General features: G+C 66.2%; 23 protein-coding genes and 3 tRNA genes. 11 read left to right on the top strand and 15 right to left on the bottom strand.

The window, feature by feature from the left end:
* Positions 1-41: 41 nt before the first annotated feature.
* Positions 42-743 carry an ABC transporter ATP-binding protein gene (locus WS87_RS08130; RefSeq protein ID WP_059529693.1) on the bottom strand — a complete coding sequence of 234 codons (702 nt, stop codon included), beginning with the start codon at positions 741-743 and terminating at the stop codon, positions 42-44.
* On the opposite strand from WS87_RS08130, the gene WS87_RS08125 reads away from it, so the two are divergent.
* Positions 742-1,416 (top strand): arylesterase, encoded by a 675-nt coding sequence (locus tag WS87_RS08125; RefSeq protein WP_059693358.1) that lies wholly within the window; start codon positions 742-744, stop codon positions 1,414-1,416. The two genes, WS87_RS08130 and WS87_RS08125, sit on opposite strands and share 2 nt — an antisense overlap.
* Before the next feature lie 112 nt (positions 1,417-1,528).
* Here WS87_RS08125 and WS87_RS08120 read toward each other — a convergent pair whose 3' ends face one another.
* The 7 genes from WS87_RS08120 to tig form a co-directional block, all read right to left on the bottom strand.
* A complete protein-coding gene (locus WS87_RS08120; RefSeq protein WP_059817651.1) occupies positions 1,529-3,463 on the bottom strand; it encodes a SurA N-terminal domain-containing protein in 1,935 nt (644 codons plus the stop codon).
* Between the two features lie 137 nt (positions 3,464-3,600).
* Positions 3,601-3,677, bottom strand: a tRNA-Asp gene (locus WS87_RS08115).
* Positions 3,678-3,700: 23 nt separating this feature from the next.
* A tRNA-Val gene (locus WS87_RS08110) sits at positions 3,701-3,776 on the bottom strand.
* 205 nt (positions 3,777-3,981) lie between these two features.
* Positions 3,982-6,405 (bottom strand): endopeptidase La, encoded by a 2,424-nt coding sequence (lon, locus tag WS87_RS08105; protein ID WP_044843675.1) that lies wholly within the window; start codon positions 6,403-6,405, stop codon positions 3,982-3,984.
* Between the two features lie 197 nt (positions 6,406-6,602).
* A complete protein-coding gene (clpX, locus tag WS87_RS08100) occupies positions 6,603-7,874 on the bottom strand; it encodes an ATP-dependent Clp protease ATP-binding subunit ClpX (RefSeq protein ID WP_006754177.1) in 1,272 nt (423 codons plus the stop codon).
* Between the two features lie 164 nt (positions 7,875-8,038).
* Entirely contained in the window at positions 8,039-8,692 is a 654-nt protein-coding gene (gene clpP / locus WS87_RS08095; protein WP_006496351.1) for an ATP-dependent Clp endopeptidase proteolytic subunit ClpP, read from the bottom strand.
* 140 nt (positions 8,693-8,832) lie between these two features.
* Entirely contained in the window at positions 8,833-10,179 is a 1,347-nt protein-coding gene (gene tig / locus WS87_RS08090; RefSeq protein ID WP_059817653.1) for a trigger factor, read from the bottom strand.
* Positions 10,180-10,566: 387 nt separating this feature from the next.
* On the opposite strand from tig, the gene WS87_RS08085 reads away from it, so the two are divergent.
* Together WS87_RS08085 and WS87_RS08080 are read left to right on the top strand one after the other, a co-directional pair.
* Positions 10,567-11,712 carry a glycerate kinase gene (locus tag WS87_RS08085; protein WP_059817655.1) on the top strand — a complete coding sequence of 382 codons (1,146 nt, stop codon included), beginning with the start codon at positions 10,567-10,569 and terminating at the stop codon, positions 11,710-11,712.
* Positions 11,713-11,774: 62 nt separating this feature from the next.
* Entirely contained in the window at positions 11,775-12,224 is a 450-nt protein-coding gene (locus WS87_RS08080; RefSeq protein ID WP_059693366.1) for a MarR family winged helix-turn-helix transcriptional regulator, read from the top strand.
* 154 nt (positions 12,225-12,378) lie between these two features.
* Here the strand turns inward: WS87_RS08080 and WS87_RS08075 are convergent, their stop codons facing one another.
* Both WS87_RS08075 and WS87_RS08070 read right to left on the bottom strand, forming a co-directional pair.
* Positions 12,379-13,377 (bottom strand): 2-dehydropantoate 2-reductase, encoded by a 999-nt coding sequence (locus WS87_RS08075; RefSeq protein ID WP_059817657.1) that lies wholly within the window; start codon positions 13,375-13,377, stop codon positions 12,379-12,381.
* A gap of 100 nt (positions 13,378-13,477) precedes the next feature.
* Positions 13,478-14,623, bottom strand: coding sequence for a helix-turn-helix transcriptional regulator (locus WS87_RS08070; protein ID WP_059817658.1), 1,146 nt, complete (start codon positions 14,621-14,623; stop codon positions 13,478-13,480).
* A gap of 302 nt (positions 14,624-14,925) precedes the next feature.
* On the opposite strand from WS87_RS08070, the gene WS87_RS08060 reads away from it, so the two are divergent.
* The 4 genes from WS87_RS08060 to WS87_RS08045 all read left to right on the top strand — a co-directional run bounded on the left by WS87_RS08060 (position 14,926) and on the right by WS87_RS08045 (position 18,665).
* Entirely contained in the window at positions 14,926-15,972 is a 1,047-nt protein-coding gene (locus WS87_RS08060) for a porin (protein ID WP_059817660.1), read from the top strand.
* A gap of 22 nt (positions 15,973-15,994) precedes the next feature.
* Positions 15,995-17,212, top strand: a complete 1,218-nt coding sequence (locus WS87_RS08055; protein WP_059817663.1) for an MFS transporter — start codon at positions 15,995-15,997, stop codon at positions 17,210-17,212.
* A 15-nt stretch (positions 17,213-17,227) separates the two neighbouring features.
* Positions 17,228-18,337 (top strand): class II histone deacetylase, encoded by a 1,110-nt coding sequence (locus WS87_RS08050; protein WP_059817665.1) that lies wholly within the window; start codon positions 17,228-17,230, stop codon positions 18,335-18,337.
* Between the two features lie 97 nt (positions 18,338-18,434).
* Positions 18,435-18,665 (top strand): hypothetical protein, encoded by a 231-nt coding sequence (locus WS87_RS08045; protein ID WP_059529650.1) that lies wholly within the window; start codon positions 18,435-18,437, stop codon positions 18,663-18,665.
* A gap of 113 nt (positions 18,666-18,778) precedes the next feature.
* Here the strand turns inward: WS87_RS08045 and WS87_RS08040 are convergent, their stop codons facing one another.
* Together WS87_RS08040 and WS87_RS08035 are read right to left on the bottom strand one after the other, a co-directional pair.
* Positions 18,779-19,117 carry a hypothetical protein gene (locus WS87_RS08040; RefSeq protein WP_236873216.1) on the bottom strand — a complete coding sequence of 113 codons (339 nt, stop codon included), beginning with the start codon at positions 19,115-19,117 and terminating at the stop codon, positions 18,779-18,781.
* Between the two features lie 142 nt (positions 19,118-19,259).
* A tRNA-Leu gene (locus tag WS87_RS08035) sits at positions 19,260-19,346 on the bottom strand.
* Between the two features lie 236 nt (positions 19,347-19,582).
* On the opposite strand from WS87_RS08035, the gene hpnD reads away from it, so the two are divergent.
* Positions 19,583-20,416, top strand: a complete 834-nt coding sequence (gene hpnD, locus WS87_RS08030) for a presqualene diphosphate synthase HpnD (RefSeq protein ID WP_059817669.1) — start codon at positions 19,583-19,585, stop codon at positions 20,414-20,416.
* A gap of 24 nt (positions 20,417-20,440) precedes the next feature.
* Here the strand turns inward: hpnD and WS87_RS08025 are convergent, their stop codons facing one another.
* The 3 genes from WS87_RS08025 to WS87_RS08015 all read right to left on the bottom strand — a co-directional run bounded on the left by WS87_RS08025 (position 20,441) and on the right by WS87_RS08015 (position 23,630).
* Positions 20,441-21,664 carry a DUF1501 domain-containing protein gene (locus WS87_RS08025; protein WP_059693483.1) on the bottom strand — a complete coding sequence of 408 codons (1,224 nt, stop codon included), beginning with the start codon at positions 21,662-21,664 and terminating at the stop codon, positions 20,441-20,443.
* A gap of 67 nt (positions 21,665-21,731) precedes the next feature.
* Positions 21,732-23,231 carry a DUF1800 domain-containing protein gene (locus WS87_RS08020; RefSeq protein ID WP_059817671.1) on the bottom strand — a complete coding sequence of 500 codons (1,500 nt, stop codon included), beginning with the start codon at positions 23,229-23,231 and terminating at the stop codon, positions 21,732-21,734.
* A gap of 120 nt (positions 23,232-23,351) precedes the next feature.
* Positions 23,352-23,630 carry a hypothetical protein gene (locus WS87_RS08015; RefSeq protein ID WP_059529638.1) on the bottom strand — a complete coding sequence of 93 codons (279 nt, stop codon included), beginning with the start codon at positions 23,628-23,630 and terminating at the stop codon, positions 23,352-23,354.
* Positions 23,631-23,888: 258 nt separating this feature from the next.
* On the opposite strand from WS87_RS08015, the gene ompR reads away from it, so the two are divergent.
* From ompR to WS87_RS07995, 3 genes are all read left to right on the top strand, one after another.
* Positions 23,889-24,623: an osmolarity response regulator transcription factor OmpR gene (gene ompR, locus WS87_RS08005; protein WP_004192636.1), complete on the top strand. Its 735-nt coding sequence runs from the start codon at positions 23,889-23,891 to the stop codon at positions 24,621-24,623.
* 40 nt (positions 24,624-24,663) lie between these two features.
* A complete protein-coding gene (locus WS87_RS08000; protein WP_059693488.1) occupies positions 24,664-26,025 on the top strand; it encodes an ATP-binding protein in 1,362 nt (453 codons plus the stop codon).
* A gap of 189 nt (positions 26,026-26,214) precedes the next feature.
* Positions 26,215-26,763: a peroxiredoxin gene (locus tag WS87_RS07995; RefSeq protein ID WP_031399305.1), complete on the top strand. Its 549-nt coding sequence runs from the start codon at positions 26,215-26,217 to the stop codon at positions 26,761-26,763.
* The last annotated feature ends 52 nt before the right edge of the window (positions 26,764-26,815 follow it).

Here is a 26,815-nt window from a genome sequence, read left to right as displayed (position 1 = left end):
GTGAGCCACCCTGCGCGGCCGGCAAGAAATTCGGTCTCGCGCTATGCCGCGTGCGGCGCGACGATGCGGCCGGCGTCGATGGTGATCGTCGTCGCGCAGCGCCGCGCAAGTTCGGCATCGTGCGTGACGAGCACGAGCGTCGCGCCGTGCGTGCGGTTCAGTTTGAACATCAGGTCGATGACGGCGTGGCCGGTGGCTGCATCGAGGCTGCCGGTCGGTTCGTCGGCGAACAGGATTGCGGGATGCGTGACGAACGCGCGCGCAAGCGCGACGCGCTGTTGCTCGCCACCCGACAGCAGCTTCGGATAATGCGCGGTGCGCTCGCCGAGACCGACCTGCACGAGCAACGCGCGTGCCCGATCGGCGGCGTCGCGCGCGTTGATGCCGCCTTGCAGCTCGAGCGGAAGCATCACGTTCTCGAGTGCCGTCAGGTGCGGCATCAACTGAAACGACTGGAACACGAATCCGACCGCGCCGTTGCGCAGCGCGGCGCGCTCGTCCTCGTCGAGCTGGTCGAGCGCGCGGCCGAGCAGGCGAACCGTGCCGCTCGTCGCGCTGTCCAATCCCGCAAGCAGGCCGAGCAGCGTCGATTTGCCCGACCCCGATGCGCCGACGATCGCGAGGCTGCTGCCGGGCCGCACGGCGAACGTGATGCCGTCGAGGATCGTCAGCTCGCCCGTTGCGTCGGCGACCCGCTTGCACACGTCATGGACTTCGATGATCGGATCGGTAATCTTGAACATGGACACGACATTCCGCTGGAAAAGACGCGCGGCGTTCGCCGCGCTGCTGGGTACCCTGCTTGCAGCAAACGTGCCCGCACGCGCCGCGACGGCGGCGGCCTCGACATCGGGCCAGCCCGCGCTCGTCGTGCTCGGCGACAGCCTGTCGGCCGAATACGGGTTGCCACGCGACACCGGCTGGGTTGCGTTGCTGCGGCAACGGCTCGCGACCGAGCGAATCGATTATAGCGTCGCGAACGCAAGCGTCAGCGGCGACACCACGAGCGGCGGCCGCGCGCGACTGCCTGCGGTGCTGCAACGGCTCAAGCCGTCGATCGTCGTCGTCGAACTCGGCTCGAACGACGCGCTGCGGGGCGTGCCGCTCGCGACGACCGAACAGAACCTGCGCGACATCATCGCCGATGCGCGGCAAGCGCGCGCGAAGGTCGTGTTGGTCGGCATGTATGTGCCGCCCAACTACGGGCCCGATTACACGCAGAAATTCCATGCGGTCTACACGCGTCTGTCGAAGGAACTCGGCGTACCGCTCGTGCCGTTCCTGCTGGCCGGCATCGAGAACAAGCCGGAGATGTTCCAGTCGGACCAGATGCATCCCGCGCAGCAGGCACAGGGCATCCTGCTTGACAACGTCTGGCCGGCGCTGAAGCCGCTGCTCGGCAAGCCGCGCGGCTGACCTCGCGGCGCGCCATCGCCGGAAAGCAAAAAGCCCCGCTTCGAGCGGGGCTTTGTGTTGCTGCACGCGAAACCGGGAACGGCGCTTCGCTTGGTTGTCGCTTGGCTGTGACTTAGTTGCCGCCATCCTGCGACTGGCTCTGCGTGGTGCCGTACAGCTTCACCTTCGAGCGGTCACGCAGCGCGGCGAGATACGCCTCGCCTTCGCTTTGCGCTTCGACCTGCGCCATCTGCTGCTGCGCGGCCGCGAGCTGCTGCGGATCGACGGCCGTGCCCGGGATCACCGCGTTCACGCGATAGATCGCGTAGCCGTCCGCGCCGAGATCGACACCGACGTATGCCGGCAGCGTCTTCGCATCGACCTTGTAGACGGCGCTCAGCGCCGCCGGCGTCAAGCCCTGCGACTGCGTGCGCGACACCTTCTGCGCGGCCGTGAAGCCATCGACCGACTTCGACTTCTGCAGCTCGGCCAGCTTCGCCGCGCCGTCCTTCTTCGCGAGTTCCGCGGCCTGCTCGGCGATGACCTTCTGACGCACCACGTCCTTGATCGTATCGAGTGCCGGCACGGCCGCCGGCTTGTAGTCGGTCACGCGCGCCGAGATCAGCGTGTTGTTGCCCACGTCGATCGCCTGCGTGTTGTTCTGGCTCTTCACCGAGTCGTTCGCAAACACCGCAGCGAGGAACTTCGGATTGTTCAGCGGGCTCGTCGGCGGCAGTTGCGGATTCGGCGTCGGCGTGACGGTGGCCGTCTGGATCGTCAGCTTGTACTTGTCAGCGGCCGGCTGCAGCGTCTTCGCCTTTTCATAGACGGTCGACGTAAAGCCTTCCGCGTTGTCCGAGAACGCCTTCGCCGCGTATTGCTGCTTCAGGTCGACTGCGATCTGGTCCTTCACGTCCGCGAACGGCTTGACCACCGACGGCTTCACTTCCGTCGCCTTCAGGATGTGGAACCCGAGATCCGATTGCACGATACCGCTCACGTCGCCCTGCTTCAGCGCGAACGCGGCATCGTCGAACGCCTTGCCGCCCGCCGTCGAGCCACGCGTGATGAAGCCCAGATCGCCGCCCTTCGCCGCCGACGGTGCGTCCTGCGAGCTCTTCTGCGCGATCTGCGCGAACTGGTCCGGATGCGCCTTCACGTCGGCCAGCAGCTGCTCGGCCTTCGCCTTCGCGGCCGCCTTGTCGGCTGCACTTGCGTCGCTCGCCGCGGCGATGAAGATGTGGCTCACGCGCACCTGCGCTTCCGAGCGGAAGTGCGTCGGGTTGTCGTCGTAGAACTTCTTGATGTCGGCATCGGTCGGCTGCGCGCTCGCGGCGGCAGCTGCCGGCGAATAGACGAGATACTGGATCGTCGCGGTTTCCGGCGTCGCGAAGCCCTGCTTGTGCGCGTCGTAGTATGCGGTGAGCTGTGCGTCGGTCGGCTGCACCTTCGGCGCGTAGTCGCTCGTCTTCAGCACGAGCGCCTGCACTTCTCGCTGCTGCGCAGCCAGTTCCGACAGCCGTTGCGCCGGCCCCTTCGGCGTAAATGCGCTCGCCACGATGCTCGCCGGAATCTGCTGCAGCGCGAGGCTGTAGCGCACGCGTTCCTGGTACTGCTCGGGCGTCATCCCCTGGAACGACAACAGTTGCGCGTAGCGCTGGACGTCGATCGTACCGTCGGGTTTCTTCAGCGACGCGATCATCGGGTCGCTCATCAGCGCGTCGCGCACCGCATTGTCGGATGCGGTCAGGTGCAGGCGCTGCGTCTCGTCGGCCAGCACGCGTTGCTGGATCAGGCCGTCGAGCACTTGCTTGCGATGTTCGGGCGTGTCGAATGCCTTGATGTCGAACTGCCCGCCGAGCGCCTGGCGCGCCTGGTCGATCTGCTGGCGGAACGCGCCGTCGAATTCGACCCGCGTGATCTTGTGCCCGTTGATCGCCGCGACGTTCGCGCTGTCGTCGAAGAAGCCGCGGAAACCTTGGATCCCGACGAAACCCAGCCCCGGCAACACGATCAGGAGCAGGAGCGCCATCATCAGGCGCTGGTGATTACGGAAGAAATCGAGCATGCGTGACGGGAAAATTGGACAAAACGTCCGATATTACAACATACGGGATGGCACGGGAGAAAAGCAGGTGCGCAACGAACGGGCGCAACCGACGACGCAAATGAAAAAGCCCGCACAAGGCGGGCTTTCTCATTTTCTGGCGGAGCGGACGGGACTCGAACCCGCGACCCCCGGCGTGACAGGCCGGTATTCTAACCGACTGAACTACCGCTCCTTGGTCTGGCTGAATCAGGAAACTGGTGGGTGCTGAGGGGTTCGAACCCCCGACCTACGCCTTGTAAGGGCGCCGCTCTACCAGCTGAGCTAAGCACCCGTTTCCGATTCGTTCTGGCTGCGATCTGCGTTTCGGCATCAACAACCAGCGAGCCCGCAAGTTTAATTCATCCCCGATCATTTTGCCAAGCCCGCGCGCGAAAAATTTTAACGCGCCGCTCAACCCGCGATGTCGAAGCACATAAAAAAACCCGCGGACATGCCGCGGGTTTCGTGAACAACCGTCAGAGACGGCGTTCAGGTTTTCAGTGCTTGACGACTTCCGTCGAGCCGGCATCCTTCGCCGCCTCGCCGACCGGTGCCGCAGCCTTCGCCTCTTCTTCCGGCGGCAGCGGGGTCGGCGTACGTTCGAGCGCGAGCTCGAGCACCTTGTCGATCCAGCGGACCGGCACGATCTCGATCGCGTTCTTCACGTTGTCCGGAATGTCCGCGAGATCCTTCACGTTCTCTTCCGGGATCAGCACGAGCTTGATGCCGCCGCGATGCGCAGCCAGCAGCTTTTCCTTCAGCCCGCCGATCGGCAGCACTTCGCCACGCAGCGTGATCTCGCCCGTCATCGCGACATCGGCACGCACGGGGATCCCCGTCAGCACCGACACCAGCGCGGTCGTCATCGCACCGCCGGCGGACGGACCGTCCTTCGGCGTCGCGCCTTCCGGCACGTGGATGTGGATGTCCTGCTTCTCGAACGCCTCGTCCTTGATACCCAGACGGCGCGAACGCGAGCGCACGACTGAACGCGCGGCCTCGACCGACTCCTTCATCACGTCGCCGAGCGAACCCGTGCGGATCACGTTGCCCTTGCCCGGCATCACCGCGGCTTCGATCGTCAGCAGGTCGCCGCCGACTTCCGTCCACGCGAGGCCCGTCACCTGACCGACCTGGTTTTCCTTCGCCGCGAGGCCGAAGTCGTACTTGCGCACGCCGAGGAACGTATCGAGGTTCTCGCCATCGACCTTGATCGCGCCCGATGCCTTCTTCAGCAACAGCATCTTCACGACCTTGCGGCAGATCTTCGACACTTCCCGCTCGAGCGAACGCACACCGGCTTCGCGCGTGTAGTAGCGGATGATGTCGCGGATCGCCTGCTCGGTGACCTCGATCTCGCCGTCCTTCAGACCGTTGTTCTTCTTCTGCTTCGGCAGCAGGTAGCGCTGCGCGATGCTGACCTTCTCGTCTTCCGTGTAACCCGACAGACGAATCACTTCCATCCGGTCGAGCAGCGGCGGCGGGATGTTCAGCGAGTTCGACGTCGCGACGAACATCACGTCCGACAGGTCGAAGTCGACTTCGATGTAGTGGTCGGCGAACGTGTGGTTCTGTTCCGGATCGAGCACTTCGAGCAGCGCCGACGACGGATCGCCGCGGAAATCCATGCCCATCTTGTCGACTTCGTCGAGCAGGAAGAGCGGATTGCGCACGCCGACCTTCGCCAGGCTTTGCAGGATCTTGCCCGGCATCGAGCCGATGTACGTGCGGCGGTGACCGCGGATCTCGGCTTCGTCACGCACGCCGCCAAGCGCCATCCGGACGAACTTGCGGTTCGTCGCACGAGCGATCGACTGGCCGAGCGAGGTCTTGCCGACGCCCGGGGGCCCGACGAGGCACAGGATCGGCGCCTTCACCTTGTCCACGCGCTGTTGCACCGCGAGGTACTCGAGGATACGCTCCTTCACCTTCTCGAGGCCGAAGTGATCCTCGTCGAGCACCTGCTCGGCGTTCGACAGGTCGTTGTTGACCTTGCTCTTCTTGCGCCACGGCAGGCCGATCAGCGTGTCGATGTAGTTGCGCACGACGGTCGCTTCCGCCGACATCGGCGACATCAGCTTCAGCTTCTTGAGCTCGGCATCGGCCTTCTTCTTCGCTTCCTTCGGCATGCGCGCGGCGTTGATGCGCTTCTCGAGTTCCTCGAGGTCCGCACCCTCTTCGCCTTCGCCCAGTTCCTTCTGGATCGCCTTGACCTGTTCGTTCAGGTAGTACTCGCGCTGGCTCTTTTCCATCTGGCGCTTCACGCGCCCGCGGATGCGCTTTTCGACCTGCAGGATGTCGATCTCGGCTTCGAGCTGCGCGAGCAGGTGCTCGAGGCGCTCGATGACCGGGAACATCTCGAGGATGTGCTGCTTCTGATCGAGCTTCAGCGGCAGACGCTCGGCGATCATGTCCGCAAGGCGACCGGCTTCATCGATGCCCGACAGCGACGTGAGAATCTCCGGCGGGATCTTCTTGTTCAGCTTCACGTACTGGTCGAACTGCGACACGATCGCACGGCGCAGCGCTTCCGTTTCCGCGCTGTCGGCATGATCGGGCTCGAGCGGCATTACTTCACAGGAGAACTGCGTCTCCTGCTCTTCGATCGACAACGCCTTCGCACGCTGCAGGCCCTCGACGAGCACCTTCACGGTGCCGTCCGGCAGCTTCAGCATCTGCAGGATGTTGGCGATACAACCGACCTCGTACATGTCCTTTTCGGTCGGTTCGTCCTTGGCCGCGGTTTTCTGGGCGACGAGCATGATGTGCTTGCCGCCTTCCATCGCTGCTTCGAGGGCCTTGATCGATTTCGGCCGGCCCACGAAGAGCGGAATCACCATGTGCGGGAAAACGACGACATCCCGCAGCGGCAGCAGCGGGAGCGTGATGCGTTCCGGCGGGAGAAGTTGGGTGCCTGACATTTCATTTCCCCATGAGTGGAATCAATTGTTCGGTAATTGAGGCCGCCACAACGAATTGCAAGCCTTCAAGTGCGGGAAATATTCGGTAAGAAAGTAACCACCGCGTGTCGAGTCAGAGTTACCCACAAGATAAACGAAAAAAAGCCGCCCACGGACTCATGAACGGCCTTTTTCGCAGAACATCGTCGGCAAGCCGGTCAGTTCGAACCCGCCACCTTCGGCGTGTCCTCATAGATCAGCAGGGGTTTGCCGTCGCCATCGATGACGTTCTCGTCGATGATGACCTTGCTGACCCCTTTCATCGCCGGCAGCTCGTACATCACGTCGAGCAATGCCTGTTCGATGATCGAACGCAAACCGCGCGCGCCGGTCTTGCGGCGGATCGCCTTGCGGGCGACTGCCTGCAGCGCGCCCGGCCGGATTTCCAGCTCGACGCGCTCCATCGCGAACAGCTTGTGATACTGCTTGACGAGCGCGTTCTTCGGCTCGACGAGAATCTTCATCAGCGCGGCTTCATCGAGCTTGCCGAGCGTCGCGACCACCGGCAGACGGCCAATCAATTCGGGGATCAGACCGAATTTGATCAGATCTTCCGGTTCCGTTTCGCGCAGCACTTCGCCCGCATCGCGTTCCTGCTTGCTCTTGACCGTCGCGCCGAAGCCGATGCCCGTCTTTTCGGTACGATCGGTGATCACCTTCTCGAGACCGTCGAACGCACCGCCGCAGATGAACAGGATGTTGGTCGTGTCGACCTGAATGAAATCCTGGTTCGGGTGCTTGCGGCCGCCCTGCGGCGGCACCGACGCCATCGTGCCCTCGACGAGCTTCAGCAGTGCCTGCTGGACGCCCTCGCCCGACACGTCGCGCGTGATCGACGGGTTGTCCGACTTGCGGCTGATCTTGTCGATTTCGTCGATGTAGACGATCCCGCGCTGGGCCTTGTCGACCTCGTAGTTGCAGTTCTGCAACAGCTTCTGGATGATGTTCTCGACGTCCTCGCCGACGTAGCCGGCTTCGGTCAGCGTCGTCGCATCGGCGATCACGAACGGCACGTTCAGCAACCGCGCGAGCGTCTGCGCGAGCAGCGTCTTGCCGGAGCCCGTCGGGCCGATCAGCAGGATGTTGCTCTTCGACAGCTCGACGTCGTCCTTCTTGTCGAGGTGCTTGAGGCGCTTGTAGTGGTTGTACACGGCCACGGCGAGGATCTTCTTCGCGCGCTCCTGGCCGATCACGTACTGATCGAGGATGTCGCGAATTTCCTGCGGGCTCGGCAGATCCGACCGGGACAGGCTGGCCTCGACGCCGGCGGCAGCCGCCTCGTCACGAATGATCTCGTTGCAGAGGTCGATGCACTCATCGCAGATGAATACCGACGGGCCCGCGATGAGTTTCTTCACCTCATGCTGGCTCTTCCCGCAAAACGAGCAATACAACAGCTTCTCGCTGTTCGAACCTTTTTTGTCCGCCATGAATGTAGAGCCTCCGGACAGGTAAATGACATGATACGCCGAATGCTCCGGACGCCGCGCCTAGGGCGCGACCGGAGCCGGCTGGATGCGCTTGCCGCAGATGCTCAGAGCACTCGGGACGTTGCAGGGGCACCGCACGAATCGGGGCGGCACCCCACTTAAGCTCACGGGCGCTTCAGCAGCACCTGATCGATCAGCCCGTACGCCTTCGCATCTTCGCTCGACATGAAGTTATCACGGTCGGTGTCGCGGGCGATGCGCTCGACGTCCTGACCCGTATGCTGCGCGAGCAGGTTGTTCAGCCGTTCCTTCAGGTAGAGGATTTCTCGCGCCTGGATCTCGATATCGGACGCCTGGCCGCGCGCGCCGCCGAGCGGCTGGTGAATCATCACGCGCGAGTTCGGCAGCGCGAAACGCTTGCCCTTCGCGCCCGACGCGAGCAGGAACGCGCCCATGCTGGCCGCGAGGCCCATGCAGAGGGTCGACACGTCTGGCTTGATGAACTGCATCGTGTCGTAGATCGCCATGCCGGCCGACACCGAGCCGCCCGGGCTGTTGATGTAGAGGCTGATGTCCTTGTCAGGATTCTCGCTCTCGAGGAACAGCAGTTGCGCGACCACGAGGTTGGCGGTCTGGTCGTTCACTTCACCGACCATGAACACCAGGCGCTCCTTCAGGAGACGCGAATAGATATCGTACGAACGCTCGCCGCGGCCGCTCGTTTCGACGACGATCGGCACCAGCCCCAGCGCTTGCGCCTCGAAACCCTGCGGCGCGTTCGAAGCAAGCATGTCCAGCAATTCAGCGCGAGTGATCATTCAATGAACCTTGTTCGAATGGAAAATTGAACGGAGGGAAGCCGCCCGCTCAATCGCCATATTAATGGCAACCGTGCGCTTGACGTAAAAACGGCGTGCGGGCCGTCGCTCCGACAGCCGGCACGCCGCTAGAGCGACACTTACGCTTGCGCCGATGCGCTCGCGAGTGCCTCGAAGCTCACTTCCTTGTCCGTCACCTTTGCCTTGCCCAGCACGAAGTCGACGACGTTGCTTTCAACGACGAACGCTTCCATCTCGGCGAGGCGCTGCTGGTTCGAATAATACCAGCGGACCACTTCCTTCGGGTCTTCGTAGCTCTTCGCGAACTCGTCGACTTCCGCGCGGATCTGCTCCGGCTTCGCTTCGAGGCTATTCGACTTCACGAGCTCGGCCAGCACGAGGCCCAGCTTCACGCGACGCTCTGCCTGCTCGGCGAACATCTCGGCCGGGATCGGTGCGTCCTTCGCGTTCGGCACGCCGCGCTGCGCCAGATCCTGGCGAGCCATTTCGACGAGACGTTGCTGGTCCTGCTCGATCAGCGCCTTCGGCACGTCGAGTTCGGAAATCTTCAGCAGCGCGTCCATCACCTGGTTCTTGACGATGGCTTGCGTGCGACGCTTCGCTTCGCGCTCGAGGTTTTCCTTGATTTCGGCGCGCATCTTCGTCAGGTCGCCGTCTTCGATGCCGAGCGACTTCGCGAATTCGCCGTCGATTTCCGGCATGTGCGGCCACTCGATCTTCTTCATCGTGACCGTGAATTGCGCCGTCTTGCCCGCCACGTCCTTGCCGTGGTAATCGTCAGGGAACTTCAGGTCGAACGTACGCTGTTCGCCAGCCTTCAGGCCCAGCGCCGCCGTTTCGAATTCCGGCAGCATGCGGCCTTCGCCGAGCACGAACGGGAAGTCTTCGGCCGTGCCGCCCTGGAACGCGACGTCGTCGATCTTGCCCACGAAGTCGACCGTCACGCGGTCGCCGTTCTTCGCTGCGGTGTCCGCGCCGCCGTCGCCATGCTCGCCGGCTTCGCCGCGAGCGTGGTAGTGCACGCGCTGCTTGCGCAGGATTTCCAGCGTGCGGTCGATTTCGGCGTCGCCGATCGACGTCGTCGAGCGCTCGACTTCAGCCGTCGCCAGATCGCCGATCTTCACTTCCGGGTAAACCTCGAACGTCGCGTCGAACGCGTATGCGTCCTCAGCCTGCTCCTGCTTCGGCTCGAAGCTCGGCTGGCCGGCGACGCGCAGGTTTTCCGCGCGGCTGATCGTGAAGAATTCCTGGCCGATCTTGTCGCTCAGCACTTCCGCCTCGACCTGACCCGAGTACTGCTGGGCGACCATCTTGAGCGGTACCTTGCCCGGGCGGAAACCCGGCATGCGAACGTTCTTCGCGAGTTTCTGGATACGGGCGTCGATTTCCTTCTGCACGGTGTCCTTCGGCAGGGAAATCGTCACGCGGCGTTCAAGCTTGCCGAGGTTCTCAACAACGTTAGCCATGGCTTCAATCGTCCTAAAATTATTCGAGCGAATCGGGTTTTCCTTGCCGTGCCTGCCTGCGGCGTGAGGTGCATCGCATGCACACGCCGCGCCGGAGCGCCACGCCATCCCTGCACGCGCCGGATGGCTAGCGCAAGCGGCTCGGAGCACGGCTTTGGCCGGAAGAATCGACTATTCTAGCAAACAATTTTCCTCGTACCGCCAGATCGGTACGACAACGATGCCGACCGGCCATGCCGCCCGCTCCCGCGCACGGCAATGCGCGCGGATCGCCGCTATGCCGAACGGCGTATCCACCGCGGGCCCGCCATCCTGTAAGCTCCGAATGAGGATGCGCCGCGATCGCGGCCGCCATTCTTCACACCAATCACGCCTTCCGGAGACACCATGCCGCAACACCCGTCCGCGCCTGTCGTCGTCATCGCGCCCGATTCGTTCAAAGGCTCGCTTTCCGCCGAGCAGGTCGCGGACGCGATCGCCACCGGCATCCGCCGTGCCCGTCCCGACGCGGTCGTGCGCTGCTGCCCGATGGCCGACGGCGGCGAAGGCACGCTCGACGCGATGCTGGCGAGCGGCGGCACGCGGCGCACGGTGCGGGTGGCCGGCGCATCGCTCGCGGCACGCGACGCGGCGGTCGGCGTGATCGACGCGCGCACCGCGATCGTCGAGACGGCCGAGATCGTCGGGATCACCGACGCGGTCGGCATGAGCGTGCCCGTCGACGCGCGCAGCACGCGCGGCATGGGCGAAGCGATCCGCACGCTGCTCGACGAGGGTGTGCGCCGCTTCTTCGTCGCGCTCGGCGGCAGCAGCACCAACGACGCGGGCGCCGGTTTGCTCGCGGGCCTCGGCCTGCAATGCTTCGACGCGGCCGGCCAGCCGGTCGAACCCGTCCCGGCGCGGCTCGCCGATATCGCGCGGATCGACGCGTCGGGGCTCGATCCGCGCCTGAAGGAAACTGAATTCATCGGCATGTCCGACGTCGACAACCCACTGACGGGCGCGCACGGCGCGACCGCGGTGTTCGGTCCGCAAAAGGGCGTGACGCCCGAGCAGGTTGCGACCCTCGACGCCGCGCTCGGCCGTTTCGCCGACCTGCTCGAGGCCGCGCTCGACCGGCGAGGCCGTGAGCTGCCAGGCGCCGGCGCCGCGGGCGGCCTCGGATTCGCGCTCCACATGCTGGGCGCACAATTCGAAGCCGGTGCGGAAGTCGTCGCGCGGCAGATCGGGCTCGATGCCGCGCTCGCCGGCGCCGACTGGCTGATCACCGGCGAAGGCCGCTCCGACGTGCAGACGCTGCACGGCAAGGCACCGTTCATCGCCTGCCGTCATGCGCGGGTCGCGGGCGTGCCCGCGTCGCTGCTGTCGGGCGCGGTCGACCCGGCCGCGCTGCCGCGCCTGTCCGAACACTTTTCCGGCTGCTTCTCGCCCGCGCCCGGCCCGATTACGCTCGACGTCGCAATCCGCGACGCGGCGAACCTGCTCGCGAACGAAGCCGAACAGTTGACACGGCTGAAGTACGGCGCACACTGACCGTTGACCCGAGCGCGCGATACAGGAACAATCGGGCCCGCCCTTTTTCTTCAGGATTCGACATGAAAGGCCGCCAAGCCGGGCTCGATCAGTTTCTGACCTATCGCCTCCATGCGCTCACGAAGCGATCCGACCGCGGGATCGCCGACGTGTACCGGCACAAGCTGGACATCTCGCTGCCCGAGGCGCGGGTGATCGCCGCCGTCGGCGCCTTCGGTCCGTTTTCGATCATGGATCTCGCTCGCCACACCAACCTCGACAAGAGCCAGGCGAGCCGCGCGGCGGAAGCGCTGCTGCGCCAGGGGCTGCTCCAGCGCAGCGCGAGCGAGGAAGACGGCCGGATCGTGCTGATCGCGCTGACCGCCGACGGCCGCGCGCTGCATCGCAAGATCATGCCGATCGTGCGCAAGTGGAATGACGGCCTGCTCGCTTGCCTGTCCGACAGCGAGCGCCAGACGTTCGAGCGACTGCTCGACAAGGTCGTCGCGAACGCGGTCGAACGCGACGACTGAATCGCAATACGGGTGCCTTCGGACCACCCGAGTCGCGCAAGGGCAAGCCCAAGGGCAGCGTGCCCGGCTTCCCTTGCCATGGCTACCGGACGACTGCCCGGCACTTCTTCATCCTTCTTCTCGTGCCGGCCATCGGCGCGGCCATTCGCCTCCGTTATAGCCCGCTGTTTGCCGCACGCTGACGCAGCAATCCCAGCACCGCGTCGCAATACGGCGTCGGCACGTCGAGCTTGCGTCCCAGTTCCGGAAACACGCCGAGGATCGGTCCGATTTCCAGCGCTCGCCCGGCCTCGAAGTCCTGCAGCATCGATGTCCTGAACGCACCGAGCTTGCGCGTCACGGCAATCCGCTCCGGCCCGCTCATTCCCGTATCGAGACCGAGCTTCGCGCCGATCGCGGCCGCCTCCTCCATCATCCGCAACGCGAGGTCGTGCGTGAACGGATCGTCAAGCAGTTGCGAGGCGGTCGAACCCGTCAGCGCGCTCAACGGGTTCATGTTCATGTTGCCCCACAGCTTTGCCCAGATTTCGGTGCGGATCGCCGCGGTCGACTCGACGTCGAAGCCGCCCGCGACGAGCGCCGCCGCGAATCGCGCGGTCGACGCATCGAGCCGCGGATCGGGCGAGCCAATGATCAGACGGTTGCCGCGACCGCGGCGCACGATACCGGGCGCGTCGGTGCTCGACGAGAGGTGCACAACGCAGCCAATCGCCTGCGCGGGCGGCAGCGCCGCCGAGACCGCCCCCGCCGGATCGACCGCATCGAGCGGCACGCCGTCGAGCGGGCCCGCGAACCCGTGCGTGAACCACCACGGCAGCCCGTTCATCGCGGCGACGATCACCGTGCCGGGCCCGACCAGCGGCGCGATGCGCGCGGCCAGCGCCGGCAATGCCTGCGCTTTGAGCGCGATCACCACGTAGTCCTGCACGCCGAGCGCGGCCGCGTCGTCGCTCGCACGCACCGGGACCGACGACTCGGCGCCCGCTTCGTCGATCACGCGCACGCCGTGCGCGTTCAGGGCATCGAGCGTCGCGCCGCGCGCGAATGCGCTCACCGTCATGCCGGCCCGCGACAGCGCGGCCGCGAGCAACCCGCCGATCGCGCCGACACCGACCACCGCCGCGCGCACCGCCCCTGAATTCGTATCGTTCATGATGGAAATCCGTCTACCGGGAGCTGACGAGCATAGCGCCAGATGGTTGCGGATACAACCATTCACGCAAGCATCTTCGTCGCCGTGTCGCATGAGCGATTCAGCGCGGTGCGATGCCCGCCTCCACAGGCTCGTCGTCGGCCGAGCCGCCCGTCGCGCCGAGCACGCCGGCGATCTGGCTCTTGTCGTGCATGCCGAGCTTGCGGTACGCGCAGCGCAGATAGTGACGCACGGTCGTCGGCGAAATCGCCATCTGCTGCGCGACCTCCTTGTGCGAACGGCCGGCACCGTAATAGCGGATCGCCGCCAGCTCGCGCGGGCTCAGCCGATCGAGCAGCGAGCGCGGCCGCGCCTCGATCTGGAACAGTCCCGCGACGGGCACGCACTGGATGCGCAGCGCGTCGCCGATGTACGGCTGGCCCGACTGGCGCCGCACATGCGCGACCAGCGGCTCCGGCACGCGCGGGCCCGTCCACGCCGGCCATTCAGTCCGCAGCACGTCGTCGAAGCCGTGGTCAGCGTGATGCAGCACGCCGAAGTTGTCGCACAGCGCGCGCGCCGCCGGCACCACCGCATCGGCACGCTCGCGCGTGAGCTGTGCCGCACGGTTGATCGTCAGCGCGGCCGCCAGATGCGGAATCACTTCCTCAAAGCGGCTCGCATCGTCGTCGCTGAACGGACGGTTCAGGCCCTGGCGGTAGATCGACATGAACGTCGTCAGCCCGAAGCGGCGATCGAGCGTACACACGCACATCAGTTGCGCCAGCCCGTACTTCACGCACCAGTCGCGAAACCGCGCGTCGAACCCGGGTTCGACAACCGACAAGCGCACCGCGCGACCATACGCGCCGAGCAGCGTGCGCTGCGCGAGCGGATCGCAGTCGCGCACGCGTTTCCAGTCGCCGAAGAACGCGTGCGGAAGACGGTAAAGGAAACTGTTGTGCATCACCGGGCCGGTCGGCACGTGCGTCGCGACGCCGGTCCATGCGGCGTCGAACGGGATGAGCCCCTGCAGCAGCGAAAAGAAGCGACACTCGAATTCGCCGATGCTCGACTGCGCGGCGAGCGCGTACAGGTCGAGCAGCATCAGGCCGAGTTCGCGTCGCGCCGCGTCGCCGCGCGTCACGCCGTCGAAATCCGCGCGGCGCGACGGCAGCGGCGGCCATGCGGATTCGTCGAGCACGATCGCGGCCGGCACATCGCGCAGCGCATCGGGATCCTGCCTGATATCCGTGGTGATCCTCACCTTCCGCTCCCCTGCCCGATCGGGCCGCTGATGCGCGCAATGCAGACCGGCCGATTATAGCGACCGGCATTTTTGGCGGGCCCAGCCGCCAGAACACGCGGCAACCCCATCCATTTGAACGGTGCGCCGCCCGTTGCTGCTGCGCAGCACGCCGCGCTGCGGTGTCGCGGTCCGTCTACCCCGTGCACCGCGGGTTTTCCTCACCGTTCATCTGCACGACTGTTCAGCGGTTTTCCCGCTGCCGACACTGCGTCGCGACAACACCAACGACAAGCGATGCAGGACGGAATGGAGATCCCAACGTGATGACACCCCGCTTCATCAGCACGGCCACGGCCACCGCGGCGCTCGCTGCGTGCAGCCTTGCCGCGCACGCGCAATCGACTCTCACGCTGTACGGCGCGCTCGACGCCGGCGTGCAGTACCTGACGCATGCCGACAGACGGCACGCGGCCGTGCAGTTGCAGAACTACGGCATCCTGCCGTCGCAGGTCGGGCTGAAGGGCACCGAGGATCTTGGCGGCGGCTGGCGCGCGCTGTTCAAGCTCGAACAAGGCCTCAACATCAACGACGGCACCTCGACCGTGCCGGGCTACGCGTTTTTCCGCGGCGCGTATGTCGGCATCGCGGGGCCCGTCGGCACCGTGGCGCTCGGCCGGCAGTTCAGCGTGCTGTTCGACAAGACGCTGTTCTACGACCCGCTGTGGTACGCGTCGTACAGCGGCCAGGGCGTGCTCGTGCCGATGAACGCGAACTTCATCGACCACTCGATCAAGTACCAGTCTCCGACGTTCGCCGGCTTCGATGTCGAGGCCCTCGCCGCGACCGCCGGCGTCGCGGGCAACACGCGCGCCGGGCGCGTGCTCGAGCTCGGCGGTCAGTACGCCAGCAACGGACTGTCGGTCAGCGCGGTGCTGCATCAGGCGCACGGCGACGCGTCGGCCGCAGAGGACGCGTCCGCGCGCCGCCGCGAACTCGGCACGCTCGCCGCGCGTTACGCGTTCGCGACGCTGCCGCTCACCGTCTACGCGGGCGTCGAACGCCTGACCGGCGACCTCGAAGCGGCGCGCACGATCGTCTGGGGCGGCGCCCGTTATCTGACGTTGGGCGGAATCGGGCTGAACGCGGGCGTCTACCACACCGATTCGCACACGCCGACGATCGGTCACCCGACGCTCTTCATCGCCAGCACCACCTACGCGCTGTCCAAACGCACCGTCGCCTACATGAACCTCGGTTATGCGCGCAACAGCGGCCAGAGTTCGCAGACCGTCTACGAATACGACCCGACACCGCTCGCCGGCGCATCGCAGTTCGGCGCGATGGTCGGCATGTATCACCTGTTCTGATTCCGTCCAGCGAGATCCCGCCATGAAAACCCTTTGCTCCGATGCCGCGCCGCCGTCCGACGGCCGCGCGGCGCCTTTCGCGCGCTCGACGCTCGTCGCGCTCGTCGTGTTCGCGGCCATCACGCCGCTGCTGCTGCTCGTCGCGCCGGCCGTCGCCGGTCAACTGGCGACGCAGCTCGGGCTGTCCGCGTCGCAGATCGGCACCTACTTCTTCGTCGAACTCGGCGCGTTCAGCCTCGCGACCGTGCCGTCGTACCTGTGGCTCGGCCGCGTCGATGCGCGCCGCGTCGCCGCGTGCGCGATCGCGCTGTTCGGCGCGGGCAATCTCCTGACCGCGTTGTGGATGCCCGGCTTTGGCCCGCTGCTCGCGCTGCGAGCCGTCACCGCGCTCGGCGGCGGCTCGTTGATGGTGCTCTGCATGACCAGCGCGGCCACGAGCGAGAACAGCGATCGCGTGTACGGGCTGTGGGTCGTCGGCCAGTTGGTCGCCGGTGCGGTAGGCCTGTTTGTGCTGCCGCACGTGTTCGCCGCGTTCGGGCTGCGCGCGCTGTACGTCGCGCTCGCCGCGCTCGCGCTGGTTGCCGCGCCGTTGTCACGCGGCTTTCCGGCGACGCTCGGTGCGCGGACCGCGTCGGCCCGGGCCGCGCGCGGCGCCGCGACGGATGCACCACGGCTCTTCGTCGCGCTCGCGATCGGCGCGGTACTGAGCTTCTATCTCGCGATCGGCAGCGTGTGGACGTTCGCGAGCCGCGCGGCGGCGGAAGCCGGACTCGACCCGCAATCGACCGGCAACGTGCTCGCGATCGCGAGCGTGATGGGGATAGCCGGCGCGGCGCTCGCATCGTGCGCGGGCGGCCGGCTTGCGCGGCGCACGATGCTGGCCGCCGGTTACGCGCTGCTCGCGGCGTCGCTCGTCGCACTCTCCGCGCTGCCGCATGCGAGCGGCTACGGCGCCGCGATCTTCGCGTTCAAGTTTGCGTGGACGTTCGTACTGCCGTTCATTCTCGCGACCGTCGCGCAGATCGACACGTCCGGGCGGCTCGTCGCGACGCTCAATTTCGTGATCGGCGCGGGCCTCGCGGCCGGCCCGCTCCTCGCCGGGCTGTTGCTCGATGCCGGCGGCACGATGCACACGCTGTTCGCGGCCGCGACGGCCGTCGCGATCGCGTCGTTTGCCGCGCTGCGCCATATCGATCGGCGCGCGCGGTCTTCCATCACTTCCGTTTCTTCCCAACCGTGACAGGTCAACCGATCCATGAATCGCACTGCCTTCTTCACCGACGAACGCACCTTCTGGCACACCGGCGGCACGCACGCGCTGTTCTTCCCGGTCGGCGGCTGGGTCCAGCCGCCGTCGAGCACCGGCTACGCGGAATCGCCCGATTCGAAGCGCCGCCTCCTGTCGCTCGTGCAGGCGTCGGGCCTGGCCAACCACCTCGACATGCGCGGTGCCGCGCCGGCCACCACCGGCGATCTGCTGCGCATCCACCCGGCGAGCTATCTCGATGCGTTCCGCGCGCTCAGCGATGCGAACGGGGGCGACCTCGGCGATCTCGCGCCGTTCGGCAAGGGTAGCTACGAGATCGCCGCGCTGTCCGCGGGTCTCGCGATCGCGGCGGTCGACGCCGTCGTCGCCGAGCGCGCGGCGAACGCGTTTTCGCTGTCGCGGCCGCCCGGCCATCACTGCCTGCGCGATCGCCCGATGGGCTTCTGCCTGCTCGCGAACATCCCGATCGCGATCGAGGCCGCACGCGCGAAGCATCGCATCGACCGCGTCGCGGTGATCGACTGGGACGTGCATCACGGCAACGGCACGCAGTCGATCTACTACGACGATCCGGACACGCTGACGATCTCGCTGCATCAGGACCGCTGCTTTCCGCCCGGCTACAGCGGCGGTGACGAGCGCGGCACAGGCGCGGGCATCGGCGCGAACCTGAACGTGCCGTTGCTCGCGGGCAGCGGCGACGACGCGTATCGCCATGCGTTCGAGCGGATCGTGCTGCCGGCGCTGGAGCGGTTCCGGCCGGAACTGATCGTCGTCGCGAGCGGCCTCGATGCGAACGCGGTCGATCCGCTCGCGCGCATGCAATTGCATACGGACAGTTACCGGTACATGACGCGCGCGGTAAAGGAGGCGGCGCAACGCCATTGCGGCGGGCGGCTCGTGATCGTCCACGAGGGCGGCTATTCGGAAGCGTACGTGCCGTTCTGCGGACTCGCGATCGTCGAGGAACTGGCCGGTATCCGAACCGATGTCGCCGATCCGATGCTGGATCTCGCGATCGCGCAGCAGCCGGGCGAGCGGTTCGTCGCGTTCCAGCGCGAACTGCTCGACGAACTGGCCGTGTCGTTCGGCTTGTAACGCGCGCTCACCAACGATGCGGGGCCGGCCCTTGCGCGATCGGTGCGGATGGGGTTTCCTGTGCCTTTACACCTGCCAGGCCCGGCCCCCTCTTCAGATGAAATCGTCTCCGCGCGACCCCGACACCAACGACAAAGCGCGCCGCCAGCCTTCGAAGCTCGCACTGAATATCGCCGCCGTGCTGGTCGGGCTCGTCACGTTCGCAATCGGCGCGGCGTGGTTGATCTATAGCTGGATCGTCGATCGCGAAGCGCAGTATTTCGCGATTCCGCTGGTGTTCTCGGTGCCGGTGATCGTGGCGGTCGCGGTGCGGAGTTTCTGGGACTAGGCACGCTCGAAACGACGAAGCGCCGCGGTCGGTGGACGCGCGGCGCTTCTTTTTCAGGTCCAGTACAGGTATCTGCGGCGAGCAGCAAGCCTCCCCGTTCGGCCTGGAACCGTTCACAGGCCCGCGCGTGCGCACGGATTCGGGACCGGCCCCTGATAGCCGTGGATGGCGCTCAGCGCGGAACCCACCAGCACCGTGCCGAGCGATTTCAGCATGGCTTCCGTCGTCGTGGGCTCACCGCTCGAGATGGGCCGCCCCGAGTAGGCCATGCACCCCGGTGACGGCGCGATCGCCTGCACGGGCCGTGCGCTCCATGCGACGTTGTCGGCAGGCGTGGCGGCATACGCCGGTATTGCCAGCGTCAGAGGAAGAAGGGAAATCAGCATGCGTGCGAGGTTGGTCATCGATGGTCCCCGGTCGAACAACCCACGTGAATGAATGGCGCTGTTCATGATGATATGCGCAGCCGGTTTTCCGTGCCTGCGAAAGCGTGCGCACTCCCCCGCGGAACCACACCAACAAAAAAGCGCTGCCGGTCAGCCAACCGGCAGCGCTTTCTCGGGAACGGCCCTTGGCGGGGCACGTTCAACTTCGTGGTGCGTGAGGCCGGACTCGAACCGGCACACCCTTGCGGGCGTCAGGACCTAAACCTGGTGCGTCTACCAATTTCGCCACTCACGCGGATTTCTGTCGCCTCATCGCGTGGCACGCAAGATGCGTTCTCCACGCGCCCGGGACTTCATGCCGAACCGAAAACCGGCACACCCGATCAGGCGAGCGCGAGATTCTACCTGATCTGTGCAGCATTGTCTCGCCCCACCGGCGCCCGTCGAAGAGCGGTGCTAGAATGCCGCGCTCGACGTGCCGGCCATGCGCCGGCGCGCGTCCCCGAACCCGCCTCCGCCACGATCCCACCCGTGAACTTCGACGACTACTGTCAGCAAAAGGCCGCCCCCGCAGGCTCCAGCGTCTACTACGCGCTGCGCCAGGCGCCGCTCGCCGCCGAACCGCGGCTGACGGCCCTGTTCGCGCTGCGCCGCGAACTCGAGGAAACCGTCAAGGAAACCAGCGATCCGACCGTCGGACACACGAAGCTCGCGTGGTGGCACAAGGAACTCGCGGCGCTCGCCGCCGGCGAACCGTCGCATCCGGTCACGAAGGCGCTCGCGCAACACCACCCGGCGATCCGGGCCGAATCCGACGCGCTGCGCACACTCGTCAACGGTTACGGGATGGATCTCGAACAGGCGCGTTACCTGGATTTCGCGAACCTGCAGCGCTACATCGCGCAGGTGGGCGGCACCTTCGCGTCGCTGGTCGCGCGCGCAAGTGCCGCGAATCCGGCCGACCCGCAACCGTGGGCCGCGGATGCCGGCCGCGCGCTGATGCTCGCGCAATTCGTGCAGGAACTCGGCAACGACGCGCGGCACGGCCGCATCTATCTGCCGATCGACGAACTGCAACGCTACAACGTGACCGCTGCCGACCTGCTGAACCGCCGCTACAGCCCGGCTTTCACCGAGCTGCTGCAGTTTCAGACGGGCCGCGCACGCGAAGCGCTGGCCGCCGCCGACGCAGCGGTCCCCGCATCCGAGCGCCGCGCGCAACGCACGCTGCGCGCGCAGATTGCACTGGCCGGCGCGCTGCTCGACGAAATCGAGCGCGATGGCTACCAGGTGCTGCACCAGCGCATCGCCCTGACACCGATCCGCAAGCTGTGGATCGCGTGGCGCGCCGCGCGCCGCCGCTGACCCGCGCCGTCACCCTCCCCGGCATCACACCTTCAGCAGCGGCAGCGTATCGAAGCGCTGCTGCAGCACGTGCGTCGCATCGAGCCCCCACCACGGCCCGAGCACGGTCGCATACAGCTGGCGGAAATCGACCGCGACCGGCAGGTTGCCGTTGCCGTCGAGATGCCCGAGTGCCGGCGCCGCGCCGTACAACCCGCCCGCCACGCGCCCGCCCATCACGAAATGCGGCGCGGCGGTGCCGTGATCGGTGCCGTTGCTCTGATTCTCGCGCACGCGCCGCCCGAATTCCGCATACGTCATCACGAGCGTCTGGTTCCAGCGCCCGAGTTCGATCAACGCGCCGCGCATCGCACTCATCCCTTCCGCGAACTGCTTGAGCAGCGCAGCCTGCTGCCCCGGCTGGTTCTGGTGCGTATCGAAACCGTTGAGCGTGAGCCGCAACACCGCGACGCCGTCCTGCGCGCCGGGCCCCGACGCCTCGCATGCCGCGAGCACCTGCATCGCGGTCTTCACCGACGTACCGAACGTACCGGCCGGAAAGGCGGTCCTGAACTCGCGCATGCCGCCGCGCGGGCGCAGCCGGTCGGCCGCCTTCACGATGTCGTTCTCGACGTCGATGATGTGCGCGAGCGCCGGGTTCCGCTCGCGCAGCGACGACGGTTCGGCCAACCGCGCCGCACGGATGAACTGCGCCGGATTGACGAGCGCGATCGCGCGCGCGCCGTTCGCGAGCGGCCCCATCTCCGCGCTGCCGAGCACGACGCCGTCGGCCGCGAAGCCGGGCGGCACCGGCGCCTGCGCGAACGTGCGCGTGAGCCAGCCTTCGTGCAGGTACTGGTCGGAGCGGGACGCGGTATCCCAGATCTCGATCGAGCGGAAATGCGACAGGTTCGGCTGCGGATAGCCGACACCCTGCACGACCGCGACCTGCCCGTCGCGCCACAGCGGCATCAACGGCGCGAGCGACGGGTGCAGCCCCGTATGCGCATCGAGCTGCAGCACCTGGTCTCGCTTGATGCCGATGCTTCGGCGAAACTGGTAGTAGAGCGGATCGGCATACGGCACCACGGTGTTGAGGCCGTCGTTGCCGCCCTTCAGCTCGACGAGGATCAGCACGTTCGCATAGCCGGCCGCCGGCTGCCGCCCCGCCGCGGCGATCGATGTCGCCGCCTGCGCGGGCGGCTGCCACAACGACACGCCCGCCGCGGCCGCGGCGCCCGTCAGCGTCAGAAAATCACGTCGGTTCATCGTGCATCCTTCGGTTCGCCGCGCGGCATGGCCGCCGCGGCAGCGCACCTGTTCATCGTCGTTTCGGTCATTTCAGTTGATAGGCCGGATCCATCAGCAGCGCCTCGAGATACGCGCTGCCGGTCGAGTCCGTATCGATGGCCGCGACCGGCGACACCGGCAGCACCGCGTGCTGCAGTTGAAGCTCGGTCGACAGTCCGGCAATCGACTGCGGCCGCGCACGATACTGCGCAAGCCAGCGTTCGAGGTCGAATCGCAGGCCGCCGCGCGCGGGCCGGGCCGGCGCGCCGCGCATGCCGGCAACCGACGCGGCGTCGGCAACCGGTATCGCGTGCGCATTATTCGGCGACGGTGCCGCCATTGCATGCGCCGGCGCCCGCATGCCGGCGGTCTCGGTCGCGCGGAACAGTTGCTCGACGAACTGCTTGCGCGCAAGCAGCGTCGTGCTGTTGATCCACATCGCACCACCGGGCCAGCCCTTCACGTTCGGCGGATAGAACAGGTTCTGCCCGAGCGTGCGCACGGTGTTCGCGAGCATCTGAGGATCGCCGTATGCGACGTCGAACAACCGCACCGATCCGACGACGAACTCGGCCGGCGACTTCACGAGCACGCCGCGATTGCGTGGATCCCAGAATTCGTCGGTCGACCAGAGCGCGGCGAGCGCCGCGCGTATGTCGTAGCCGCTCGCGCGAAACCGTTCGGCGACGACATCGAGCGCGCCGGCGTCGGGCGTATCGGATACGAACTCGCGCCACAGCTTGCCGGCGATGAAGCGTGCGGTGTCGGGCCGCTTCAACAGGATGTCGAGAAAGCCGTCGCCGTCTAACGCACCGGTCTCGCCGAGTATCGTCTTGTCGCCCGCGTCGTGCCATTCGGGCCGCACCACGAAGCGCAGCGTATCGGGATCGACGCTCCAGCCGGTCATCGCGCGCGCGGCCTCGGTGACGTCGTGCTGCGTGTAATGCCCTTCGCCGAGCGTAAACAGCTCCATCACCTCGCGCGCGAAGTTCTCGTTCGGACGGCCCTTGCGGTTGCTCGCGCCGTCGAGATACTGAAGCATCGCCGGATCCTTCGCGACCGCATGCAGGAGCGTGCCGAAGTTGCCGAGCGCCTCGCGGCGAAACAGCGCATTCTGCGCAGCCATCGTCTGCGGATACGGGACCTTATCCTGCCCGGACGTGAAATGCCCGTGCCAGAACAGCGTCATGCGCTCGGTGAGCGGCGACGGCGTCACGACCATCTCGTTGACCCACGCCGCACGCAACGCATCGTAGCAGCGATTGCGCTCGCCCTGCTCGTCGCGCCGCATGTCGGGCGTCAGCGCCTGGCGCTGCGCGCGGGTCGGCGGCAACTCGGCGAGCCAGTCGGGCCAGGGCGTCACGGGGTCGCGACGCACGTTGCCGAGCGTGTCGGCCACGACTTGCGCGCGCGTCATCCCGACGATGCGGGCGACCTCGGCCGGTGCGGGAGAAAAGCCGGTGCGGCTCAGGAAGAACAGCGCATCGTCGGCGTCGAGCGGCGCCTGCATCGCGGGCGATGCCGGGGCGGCAGCGTTCGCTTTCATCGTCGTGGACTCCCGGAACGCACCGGCGGTGCGGATGCCGGTACAACGGCAGCAGGCATCCGAAAGTTGACGGAAAAATTGCTACGGAATCTTTCCGCGCCGCGCGTGGGCGCGTGCGGATCAGCGCTTGTACAGCTCGCGAACGGCGTCCTCGATGTGCTGGCGCAACAGGTGGCGCTCCTCGGGCGTCATGTGCCCGTCGCGGCGTCGCTGTTCGAGATCGGGAGGCACGGCGGAACGGACCGCCATGTCGGCGGCGCGGTCGGGCTGCGGCGCTTTGCCGCGCGGCAGCTTGCGCGACGAGGCGCCCTGCTCGGGGCGCTGCGCATACGCGAAGTTCGACGCATATGGACCGGCAAGTGCGATCGTCAGCATCAGTGCAATCCGGGCAGATCGCATGACCGTCCTCGCTTCTTTGGTCGATTTGTTCCCTTCGTCACGCGGCAACCGGTTACCTCTGGTACTTGAAAAACCCTGCGGAATTCGGGCGTACAAAGATGAAAGATGGAGTGCAGGGGAGTATCTACCGAATTTCGGCTTCGAGTAAAGGAATCTCTATAGCCTGCCTTTACTCCGCGCGACACTACGGGTAAATTTTGTAACGGACTGTAACGCGCGAAAATACGCGACCGTGCGTAATTTCCCATTCGCGATAAGATGCCGCTCATGGAAACGAAAAACCCCTCCAAGATTCTCGTCGTCGACGACGACCCGCGCCTGCGCGATCTGCTGCGCCGCTATCTCGGCGAGCAGGGTTTCAACGTGTACGTCGCGGAAAACGCGACCGCGATGAACAAGCTCTGGGTGCGCGAGCGCTTCGACCTGCTCGTGCTCGACCTGATGCTGCCGGGCGAGGACGGCCTGTCGATCTGCCGCCGCCTGCGCGGCAGCAACGACCGCACGCCGATCATCATGCTCACCGCGAAGGGCGAGGACGTCGATCGCATCGTCGGCCTCGAGATGGGCGCCGACGACTACCTGCCGAAGCCGTTCAATCCGCGCGAACTCGTCGCGCGCATTCACGCGGTGCTGCGCCGCCAGGCGCCGGCCGAGCTGCCGGGCGCGCCGTCGGAAACCACCGAGGTGTTCGAGTTCGGCGAGTTCTCGCTGAACCTCGCGACGCGCACGCTGACGAAGTCCGGCCAGGAAATTCCGCTGACGACCGGCGAATTCTCGGTGCTGAAGGTGTTCGCGCGTCATCCGCGCCAGCCGCTGTCGCGCGAAAAGCTGATGGAGCTCGCGCGCGGCCGTGAATACGAAGTGTTCGACCGCAGCCTCGACGTGCAGATCTCGCGCCTGCGCAAGCTGATCGAGCCTGATCCGGGCAGCCCGCGCTTCATCCAGACCGTCTGGGGCCTCGGCTACGTGTTCATTCCGGACGGCGCCGCCTGATCTTTCTCCTTTCCGGTTTCGCCCGTCCTCGGCCCGTCCCATGCGTATCGACCGGCGCCTCCTGCAGCTCGCGTTCGGCGGGCTGTTCTGGCGCACCTTCCTGCTGATCGCGTTGCTGATCTCGGTCAGTCTCGCCGCGTGGTTTCAGAGCTTTCGCGTGATCGAGCGCGAGCCGCGCGCGCAGCGCGTCGCGCTCCAGCTCGTCGCGATCGTGAAGCTCACGCGCACCGCCCTGCTCTATTCCGATCCCGATTTGCGGCGCGCGCTGCTGCAGGATCTCGAGAGCAACGAGGGCGTGCGCGTGTACCCGCGCGAAAAAACCGACAAGTTCAAGCTGCAGCCCGACGAATCGCTGAACCGCCTGATCGAACACGACATCCGCAGCCGTCTCGGCGACGACACCGTGATCGCGCAGTCGGTCAACGACATCCCGGGCGTGTGGATCAGTTTCAAGATCGACGACGACGACTACTGGGTCGCGCTCGACCGCGACCAGCTCGACAGCGTCACCGGCCTGCAGTGGGCCGGCTGGGGCCTGTTCGCGCTCGCGCTGTCGCTGTTCGGCTCGGCGTTCATCACGAGTCTCGTGAACCGGCCGTTCTCGCGGCTGGCGCTCGCCGCGCGGCAGATCGGCTCGGGCCAGACGCCCGAGCTGCTGCCCGAGCGCGGGATGGGCGTCGCGGCCGAGACCAACCGCAGCTTCAACCAGATGGTGCGCGATCTCGAACAGCTCGAGGCCGACCGTGCGCTGATGCTCGCGGGCATCTCGCACGACCTCCGCACGCCGCTCGCGCGGCTGCGCCTCGAGACCGAGATGAGCCCGTCCGACCAGGCGACCAAGGACGCGATGGTCGACGACATCGAGCAGATGGACCGCATCATCGCGGCCTTCATCGATTACGCGCGCCCGTCGCAACGCAAGCCCGAGCCCGTCGACCTGTCGTCGATCGCGCAGGAAGTCGCCGCGCGCGTGGCGGGCGAGGACGGCGTCGAGATCCGCACGCGGCTCGCGGCGACCGCCGTGATCGAAGCCGACGAGACCGACATGCGCCGCGTGATCGGCAACCTCGTCGAGAACGCGCGCAAATACGGCCAGAGCCGCGACGACGGCGTATCGCGCATCACGCTCGAGACGCGCGTGACGCACGCGCGCGTCGAGCTGTCGGTGAGCGACGAGGGCCCCGGCATCCCCGAGGACCAATTGCCGCTCGTGATGCGGCCGTTCTACCGTGTCGACACGGCGCGCACCAAGGCGGACGGCACGGGGCTCGGCATGGCGATCGTGCTGCGCCTGGTCGGCCGCTATCGCGGCGCGCTGCGCCTGCGCAACCGCAGCCCCGAAGCGGGCCTCGAAGTCACCCTCGAATTTCCCGGCGCCGGCAAGGCGCGTGCGACGGCGTGACGCGTTCGCGCACGCTTCTTGCGCGTCACACTATCGGCGCGGTTGAAAAAAACTATGGGGATCGTTAGCCAAAATCTATTGAAGCGTTTTGTTAATAGTGTTATAGTCCTGCCCATGCTGTCACACCAACGTTGCAGCACCGAGGTAGCTTGACTCAGTCTTCTTCCCAACTCATACAGGAGTATCCGCATGAAAACCGTGGGCGATAAACTCGAAGCATTCACCGTCGTAGCCGCGAAGCCGGGCTTCAACAATCACGAGGAAAACGGCCAGTCGGCGTTCGAGACCGTCACCGAAGCGTCGTTCCCGGGCAAGTGGAAGATCATCTACTTCTATCCGAAGGATTTCACGTTCGTGTGCCCGACGGAAATCGTCGAGTTCGCGAAGCTGACGAAGCAGTTCGAAGAGCGCGACGCCGTCCTGCTCGGCGGCAGCTCGGACAACGAATTCGTGAAGCTCGCATGGCGCCGTGAGCACAAGGACCTGAACAAGCTGAACCACTACTCGTTCGGCGACGTCAAGGGCGAGCTGATCGACCAACTCGGCGTGCGCGACAAGGAAGCCGGCGTGGCCCTGCGCGCGACGTTCATCGTCGATCCGGACAACACGATCCAGCACGTTTCGGTGAACAACCTGAACGTCGGCCGTAGCCCGGAAGAAGTCCTGCGCATTCTGGACGGCCTGCAAACGGACGAACTGTGCCCGTGCAACCGCGCAGTCGGCGGCGCAACGCTGTAAGCGCATCGATGCACGAAGCCCGCGGCGCACGTCCTGCCTGCGGGCTTTTTTA

This window comes from Burkholderia sp. MSMB0856 (assembly GCF_001524645.2).
Classification (GTDB): Bacteria; Pseudomonadota; Gammaproteobacteria; order Burkholderiales; family Burkholderiaceae; genus Burkholderia; species Burkholderia diffusa.
This window is presented reverse-complemented; position numbering and strand designations above follow the sequence as displayed.

What these genes read in the sequence shown, in the direction of transcription:
- WS87_RS08125 (WP_059693358.1), top strand. Translation starts at nt 742, where the DNA reads ATGGACACGACATTCCGCTGGAAAAGACGCGCGGCGTTCGCCGCGCTG.
- WS87_RS08130 (WP_059529693.1), bottom strand. Translation starts at nt 743, where the DNA reads ATGTTCAAGATTACCGATCCGATCATCGAAGTCCATGACGTGTGCAAG.
- WS87_RS08120 (WP_059817651.1), bottom strand. Translation starts at nt 3,463, where the DNA reads ATGCTCGATTTCTTCCGTAATCACCAGCGCCTGATGATGGCGCTCCTG.
- lon (WP_044843675.1), bottom strand. Translation starts at nt 6,405, where the DNA reads ATGTCAGGCACCCAACTTCTCCCGCCGGAACGCATCACGCTCCCGCTG.
- clpX (WP_006754177.1), bottom strand. Translation starts at nt 7,874, where the DNA reads ATGGCGGACAAAAAAGGTTCGAACAGCGAGAAGCTGTTGTATTGCTCG.
- clpP (WP_006496351.1), bottom strand. Translation starts at nt 8,692, where the DNA reads ATGATCACTCGCGCTGAATTGCTGGACATGCTTGCTTCGAACGCGCCG.
- tig (WP_059817653.1), bottom strand. Translation starts at nt 10,179, where the DNA reads ATGGCTAACGTTGTTGAGAACCTCGGCAAGCTTGAACGCCGCGTGACG.
- WS87_RS08085 (WP_059817655.1), top strand. Translation starts at nt 10,567, where the DNA reads ATGCCGCAACACCCGTCCGCGCCTGTCGTCGTCATCGCGCCCGATTCG.
- WS87_RS08080 (WP_059693366.1), top strand. Translation starts at nt 11,775, where the DNA reads ATGAAAGGCCGCCAAGCCGGGCTCGATCAGTTTCTGACCTATCGCCTC.
- WS87_RS08075 (WP_059817657.1), bottom strand. Translation starts at nt 13,377, where the DNA reads ATGAACGATACGAATTCAGGGGCGGTGCGCGCGGCGGTGGTCGGTGTC.
- WS87_RS08055 (WP_059817663.1), top strand. Translation starts at nt 15,995, where the DNA reads ATGAAAACCCTTTGCTCCGATGCCGCGCCGCCGTCCGACGGCCGCGCG.
- WS87_RS08050 (WP_059817665.1), top strand. Translation starts at nt 17,228, where the DNA reads ATGAATCGCACTGCCTTCTTCACCGACGAACGCACCTTCTGGCACACC.
- WS87_RS08045 (WP_059529650.1), top strand. Translation starts at nt 18,435, where the DNA reads ATGAAATCGTCTCCGCGCGACCCCGACACCAACGACAAAGCGCGCCGC.
- WS87_RS08040 (WP_236873216.1), bottom strand. Translation starts at nt 19,117, where the DNA reads ATGAACAGCGCCATTCATTCACGTGGGTTGTTCGACCGGGGACCATCG.
- WS87_RS08025 (WP_059693483.1), bottom strand. Translation starts at nt 21,664, where the DNA reads ATGAACCGACGTGATTTTCTGACGCTGACGGGCGCCGCGGCCGCGGCG.
- WS87_RS08020 (WP_059817671.1), bottom strand. Translation starts at nt 23,231, where the DNA reads ATGAAAGCGAACGCTGCCGCCCCGGCATCGCCCGCGATGCAGGCGCCG.
- WS87_RS08015 (WP_059529638.1), bottom strand. Translation starts at nt 23,630, where the DNA reads ATGCGATCTGCCCGGATTGCACTGATGCTGACGATCGCACTTGCCGGT.
- ompR (WP_004192636.1), top strand. Translation starts at nt 23,889, where the DNA reads ATGCCGCTCATGGAAACGAAAAACCCCTCCAAGATTCTCGTCGTCGAC.
- WS87_RS08000 (WP_059693488.1), top strand. Translation starts at nt 24,664, where the DNA reads ATGCGTATCGACCGGCGCCTCCTGCAGCTCGCGTTCGGCGGGCTGTTC.
- WS87_RS07995 (WP_031399305.1), top strand. Translation starts at nt 26,215, where the DNA reads ATGAAAACCGTGGGCGATAAACTCGAAGCATTCACCGTCGTAGCCGCG.